Source organism: uncultured Pigmentiphaga sp. (assembly GCF_937950555.1).
Lineage (GTDB): Bacteria > Pseudomonadota > Gammaproteobacteria > Burkholderiales > Burkholderiaceae_B > Pigmentiphaga.
Genome location: NZ_CALFCW010000044.1, coordinates 21,520 through 27,823, shown reverse-complemented (window position 1 = coordinate 27,823; position 6,304 = coordinate 21,520). Strand labels below are relative to the sequence as shown.

General features: G+C 66.2%; 6 protein-coding genes. 4 read left to right on the top strand and 2 right to left on the bottom strand.

The features are described 5' to 3' along the window. Window positions 1-879 (top strand): sigma 54-interacting transcriptional regulator (locus Q0319_RS11825; RefSeq protein ID WP_299452733.1); only part of this gene is annotated, 879 nt, incomplete at its 5' end. Window positions 880-1,071: 192 nt separating this feature from the next. Further along, window positions 1,072-1,932 (top strand): universal stress protein, encoded by an 861-nt coding sequence (locus Q0319_RS11820; RefSeq protein ID WP_296463542.1) that lies wholly within the window; start codon window positions 1,072-1,074, stop codon window positions 1,930-1,932. Window positions 1,933-1,942: 10 nt separating this feature from the next. Here the strand turns inward: Q0319_RS11820 and Q0319_RS11815 are convergent, their stop codons facing one another. Further along, on the bottom strand, window positions 1,943-2,875 hold the full coding sequence (locus Q0319_RS11815) for an AraC family transcriptional regulator (protein WP_299452731.1): 933 nt from the start codon (window positions 2,873-2,875) through the stop codon (window positions 1,943-1,945). A gap of 216 nt (window positions 2,876-3,091) precedes the next feature. Here Q0319_RS11815 and Q0319_RS11810 point away from each other — a divergent pair, with 216 nt between their 5' ends. After that, complete coding sequence (locus tag Q0319_RS11810) at window positions 3,092-4,075, top strand: tripartite tricarboxylate transporter substrate binding protein (protein WP_296463538.1); 984 nt, start codon at window positions 3,092-3,094, stop codon at window positions 4,073-4,075. Window positions 4,076-4,079: 4 nt separating this feature from the next. Next, on the top strand, window positions 4,080-5,705 hold the full coding sequence (locus Q0319_RS11805; protein WP_296463536.1) for a sulfatase-like hydrolase/transferase: 1,626 nt from the start codon (window positions 4,080-4,082) through the stop codon (window positions 5,703-5,705). A gap of 22 nt (window positions 5,706-5,727) precedes the next feature. Here the strand turns inward: Q0319_RS11805 and thpR are convergent, their stop codons facing one another. After that, entirely contained in the window at window positions 5,728-6,291 is a 564-nt protein-coding gene (gene thpR / locus Q0319_RS11800) for an RNA 2',3'-cyclic phosphodiesterase (protein WP_296463534.1), read from the bottom strand. Window positions 6,292-6,304: the final 13 nt, after the last annotated feature.

The window sequence follows — 6,304 nt, the reverse complement described above, 5'->3', positions numbered from 1 at the left end:
GCGCTGCACGCGGCATCGCCGCGCGCGGACAAACCGCTCGTGACGATCAATTGCGCCGCCTTGCCCGACTCCCTGGTAGAAAGCGAGCTCTTCGGGCACGTCAAGGGGGCTTTCTCCGGCGCGGTCAACGATCGGCGGGGCAAGTTCGAATTGGCCGATGGCGGGACGCTGCTGCTCGACGAAGTGGGCGAACTGCCCTTGCTGGTCCAGGCCAAGCTGCTGCGGGTGCTACAAAGCGGCCAATTGCAGCGCGTGGGTTCCGACCGGGAACATCGCGTCGACGTGCGGCTGATCGCTGCCACCAACCGCGACCTGGCCGAAGAGGTCCGAAAGGGAAGGTTCCGCGCCGACCTCTATCACCGCTTGAGCGTATACCCCTTGCGCGTCCCGCCGTTGCGGGAACGCGGGCGCGACGTCCTGCTGCTGAGCGGCGCCTTCCTCGAAGAAAACCGTTCGCGCCTGGGCCTGCGCAATTTGCGCCTGTCTGCCGATGCGCAGGCAGCCCTGTTGGCGTACGATTGGCCGGGCAATGTACGCGAACTCGAGCACCTGATCAGCCGCAGTGCATTGAAGGCCATGGCGAAGCAGGCCAAGCGCCCCTCCATACTGACGCTGAGCGCTGCCGACCTCGGGTTAGAGCCGCGCCAGGAGATGCCGCCTGTGCCCGCGCAGGAAACCCGTCGCGCAGACTCCTTCCCTGTGCCCCCGCGGCCGCTGCGGGAAGCGGTCGACGACTACCAGCGCAGCCTGATCGCCGCGGCGCTGGTGCGACACAATAACAACTGGGCGGCCGCAGCGCGCGAGCTGGGGGTGGACCGGGCCAATCTGGCGCGGCTTGCGGCGAGGTTGGGGCTGCGGCAGACGACTTCTGGGTCGTAACGCGCTGCGAAGGGTGGTTTTTTCATTACGCGTTGTTGATATTGCTCTTGGGATGCCTGGTCGCGGGCGCGCATTGTCGGCTTGGTGCCAGACGAGCATCTCCAGCGCGGCCTTGAGCGCAGGCTTCATGCGCGCGCGGTTGGGCACATGCCTTGCTCCGGGGGATAGGAGCGCCTTTGCGGGGAGATCAGCATGGAAAGCGTCACCACCGATCCGTTGCGCTGCATTTTGCTCGCCACGGACTTGAGCGCGCGATGTGACCGCGCGCTGGACAGAGCCGTCCAGCTGGCCCAAGAGCACGGCGCGAAACTGGTTGCCGTGTGCGTCATCGAGAACTCCCTGGGCGATGTGCTTACCGCCCGGCGCAGTCAAGTTGTGGACCGTAAGGCGGCTGAACACCGGCTTCGTGCCACGCTCGGCGAGGTCGATTTGCCGGTTGAGCTGGTGCTGGAACCGGGGCATGCGGTGGAGGTGATCCGTAAGACTGCGGCGGCGCATCTATGCGATATGATCGTCACCGGCGTTTCCCGCGAGGAAACCCTGGGGCGCCTGCTTCTGGGCACCACGGTCGAGAAGCTGGCGCGGGAGGTTTCGCTGCCCATACTGGTCGTGCGCGAGCGCCCCCATCATCCTTATCGCAACATGCTGGTGGCGGTCGATTTTTCGGAGGGGTCGCGCCACGCGCTGCATGCGGCTTTGTCTATGTTTCCAGATGCCCGTCCGGTGCTGTACCACGCATTCGTGACGCACCAGGCGCATGCGGACGCCGCTGCCGTCCAGCTGGCGCGCCAGGCGGCCGAAAAAGAGGCCGCGGCGTTCGCGATGCAGGGCGCTATTGCGAACCGCCCCGATATCGAGTGGAAGATCGAGCACGGCTTGGCGGAAGAAATCGTGCCCGACCACGTGGCGCGCCATCCCTGCGAATTGATGGTTGTCGGCACCCATGGACGCACGGGCATCCTGCGGACGGCGATCGGTAGCGTGGCGGAGAAGCTGATCCAGCACACTCCCTGCGACGTGCTGATCGTGCGCCAGCCCACGCCGTCGGCTTGAGGGCCGAGGCTTAGGTCGCCTGGCGGCCGTAGACGCTGGGCGGCACGCCGGCCCAGCGGCGGAAGGCCCGGGCAAAGATTTTTTCCGAACCGTAGCCTACCTGCTCTGCGACGTCGGCCAGGCGCACCGGCCCGAGTCGCAGTCGCTCCGCTGCCCGTTCCATGCGCCGCGCGGTGAGATAGGCGATGGGCGAGATGCCTACGAGTTCCCGGAAGCGCGCGCTGAAGCGAGACCGGGACATGCAGACTTCGTCGGCCAGGCCGGGCACGGACCAGGGTTTCTCCGGCCAGCGGTGCATCAGCATGATGGCATGGGCGATCTTCGGGTCGGACAGGCCACGCAGCCAGTTTGGCTCCGTGTCGCGATGCCGCAGCAGGTACGCACGCAGGACGTGGACCATCAATAAATCGCCCATGCGCGCGGCCGAGAGTTTCCAGCCTGGCTGCCGGTTCAGGCTTTCGTTGATGAAGAGTTCCATGGTCGGTGCGAGGCACGAGGCCAGGTTCACGTCGTCCTCCCGCAGGTGGATGATGGCGGGGAGGAAGCGCAGCAGGGAGTTTTGCGCCACCGGCCCGTAGTCCACGATGGTGGTGAAGAGCTCCGTCGCGGGGCCTGTGTCGCCATGGGTGAAAACCAGGGGTTTCTCCCCGCGCTCGCGCATGCCGTATTCGGCGAGCACGTGGGCGAAGGGCGTGGGCGGAAGGTTTGGGGAGGAAGCAATGACATGGCCGCCGCCGCGCGGCAGCAGCACGAGTTCGCCGGGTTCGATGCGCACGGGCGCCATGCCGTGCAGCTGTATCCAGTATGGGGCGCCGCGCGCGATGCGGAACGTGGCGCCTTTCAGGCCGGTGGACTCGAGCGACCAGGGAGGATGCAGGGTGAAGCGTCCCGTCGTGGCGCTTTCGGCCCGGCATCCCGACAGGACTTCGCTCAACACATCCACGCCATTTCTCCTCCGGGCAGCACTGCCCCGATTTTATGCGCCGGCGTCCTGATGAGACGAATTGCGGCCTAATGAAGCGTTATTGGGGTGGAGGGATGCGAGTTTTCCAGGAAGAATCTGCGCACTTCGGCGATCCTGATCGTCACCGCGCGGCCGTGCACGACGTCCCGCCCGGTGCGAACCGGGGTGGCAACGCCTTTTGTTCATAGGTGCTCCATGATTCCTGTTTTCCGCGCGTTCCTGCTGGCCCTGGGCGGGCTGTCGGCGTCCGCTTCCGTGGTTCATGCGCAGTCGGCAGACTTTCCATCCAAACCCATCACGATCGTGGTCGGCTATCCGGCCGGCGGCGGGCCGGACATCGGGGCCCGGATGCTAGGGGAAAAACTGGCGGCCCGGATGGGCCAACCTGTCATCGTAGAGAATCGTCCCGGCGTCAGCGGGATGATTGGCGCAAGTTCGGTGGCGCGCGCACCCGCCGACGGCTACACCCTGCTGTTCGCGCCCAACACCTTCCTGATCGCGCCGCACGTGTTGCCTAAAGGCACCAACGTCCGGCTCGACGTGCTGGAGGATTTCACGCCGGTCGTGGCGCCGTCCAAGGGCGCCATGGTACTGGTCGCGCATCCTTCGCTGGGGGTGCGGAACGCGAAGGAACTGGTTGCGTTGCTCAAGAAACAGCCCGGCCTCGCGTACGCGACCCCGGGCAGCGGTTCGCCCATGCACATCGCGGGCGAGTTGTTCAAGAAGTCGGCCGGCGTAGACATGCTGCACGTGCCCTACAAAGGGGTGGCGCCGGCCATCGCGGACGTACTCGGCGGCCACGTCAAGATCACCTATGCCAGCATCGGGGTAGTCGCACAGCACGTCGCTGCCGGCCGCCTCGTGGCGCTCGGCATGGCGGAGAAAGAACGTTCCCCGTTGATGCCGGAGCTTCCCACCCTGGCGGAGCAGGGGTACCCGAATACGGCGACCGGCGCCTGGTATGGGGTGTTCGCGCCCAAGGGCACGCCGCCGGCGGTAGTCGAGAAGCTGAACAGCGAGTTCAACGCCGCGCTGCGCCTGCCGGACGTGGCAGCCAAGCTCAAGCAGCAATGGGAAGTGCCGCTCGGCGGCTCGCCGGAGGACTTGGCTCGCATGGCCCGGGCCGAGTACGACAACTACGGCAAGATCGTCAAAGAGTTCAACATTTCGGCCGATTGAGCGCATGAACCCTGCGACTGCGAAGCGGCCCAACATCCTGCTGATCATGACTGACCAGCAGCGGGCCGATCACCTGGGGTGCTACGGCAACCCCATCCTGCGTACTCCGAACATCGATGGCCTGGCGCGCCAGGGCGTGCGCGCCAGCCGGTTCTACGTGGCCAGCCCAACGTGCATGTCCAACCGCGCCACGCTGATGACCGGCCGCATGCCGTCGCTGCACGGGGTGCTCCACAACGGCATCCCGCTTTCGCGAGAGGACACGACTTTCGTCGAATTGCTGCGGGACGCGGGCTATGCGACCGCGCTCATCGGCAAATCGCATTTGCAGAACTTCGGCTACAACAACCCGCCCATACGGAGTTGGGAAAACCTCAATGGTGGCGTGCCGCCATCGGACGCGCTCAAAGACGCCCGCAAGCACCACCGGCGCGGTCGCGAGTACGACAACGAATGGACGCCATATTGGAAGGCAGACGCATCGTTTCACGTGCAAACGCCCTTCTACGGCTTCGACGAGGTGCGGCTGTGCACGCTCCACGGCGACCGCGTTCAAGGCGATTATGCGCGCTGGCTCGCGCAGCGGCATCCCGATCCCGACAGCCTGCGCGGACGGGAGCATGCCATTCCCGACCCGCGTTACAGCGCGCCCCAGGCATGGCGCACGCGGATGCCGGTGGAGCTGTATCCGTCGACCTATGTGGCCGAGCAGGCGTGTGAGTGGCTGGAATCGCACGTTCATCGGGCGGGGGGCGATGCGCCGTTCTTTATCCAGTGTTCGTTCCCGGACCCCCATCATCCCTTTACTCCGCCGGGCAAGTATTGGGACATGTACGATCCGGCAGGCATACCGCTACCGCCTTCATTCCACCAGAAGCGCATGCCTGCGCTGCTGCAGGCCGTCCACGACCGCACCCGCGCGGGCGGCTCACGCGAGGCTTATGTGCCGTTTGCGCTCAGCGAGCGCGAATGCCGCGAGATCACGGCCCTGACCTACGGCTCCATTTCGCTGATCGACGACTGCGTCGGGCGGATACTCGCGCAGCTGGACCGGCTCGGGCTGCGCGAGAACACGGTCATCGTGGTGACGTCGGACCACGGCGAGATGATGGGCGACCATGGCATTGCGCTCAAGGGCGTCATGCACTACCAGGGCGTGACACGCGTTCCCTTCATTTGGAGCGACCCCGCGCTGCCCGCGCAGCGGCGGGGCGCGGTGCTGGGGTCCTTGGCCGGGACAATAGACCTGGCGCAGACCATGCTCGCCCGCGTAGGCGTGGCACCTTTCAACGGCATCCAGGGCGTGAACCTGCTGCCCTCGATCCGCGGTGAGGCGCAGACAGAGCCGGAGCGTGCCGGAATCGTCGTCGAGAGCGAGCCGCTGCAATACGCCTTTGGCCGCCCGCGGCGCTTCAAGGTCCGGACGCTGTTCACCGAGCGCCATCGATTGACGCTCTCGGACGATCCGGCCGTGTGCGAGTTCTACGATCTCCAGGACGATCCGCACGAGGTCGAGGACCTGTGGAATGATCCCGCCGCGAGGCCGGTGCGCGACCAGTTGATAAGCATGCTGGCCGTGGAGATGATCCGCCTCTCCGAAAGCTCGCCGCTGCCCAGCGCGCAAGCTTGAGCCAACGGGGCCTGGGCGGCGTTCAGGACAGGTCGAAACGGAACAGGTTCGTGTAACGGACCGTCGAGCCGGGAGCCGCCTTGCAGTACAGGCCTAGGCAGTCGAAGCGCGCCGGCGGGCCTGCGCTCGGCGATGCAGGTGGCGAGAGGGTCCGTTGGCCCGGCTTGAAACGAGCCAGCGTTACGTGCGGACGGAAGGGACGGGTTTCCACCGGCAGCGCCATGCCCCCGAGGATGCGCTGCGTGCTGCGGACAAGTTCGCGCAGCGCCTCTGTCAGCGCGTACTCCGCCACCGCGACACGTGGTCGCTCCGGCGTCGGCCAGATCGCCAGCGACGAGAAGGAGAGGTCGGGTTGACGACGCGCCAAAGGGTGCAACGCCTCGCGCAGGCGCGCTTCGTGATCTTCGGTCAAGGTGCCCAGGAAAGCGAGGGTCAGGTGCAGGTCGGCTGGGTGTAGGCGCGCCGGTTCGGGAAAGGCAAGGGCCAGCCCGGCAAGGCGCTTGCGCGTTGCCGGATCGGGACCGAGCGCGATGAAACACCGCAAGCGGCTGGGAGCGGCGCGACCGGGCATGGCGGTTGATGACATCGGGAACTCCTGC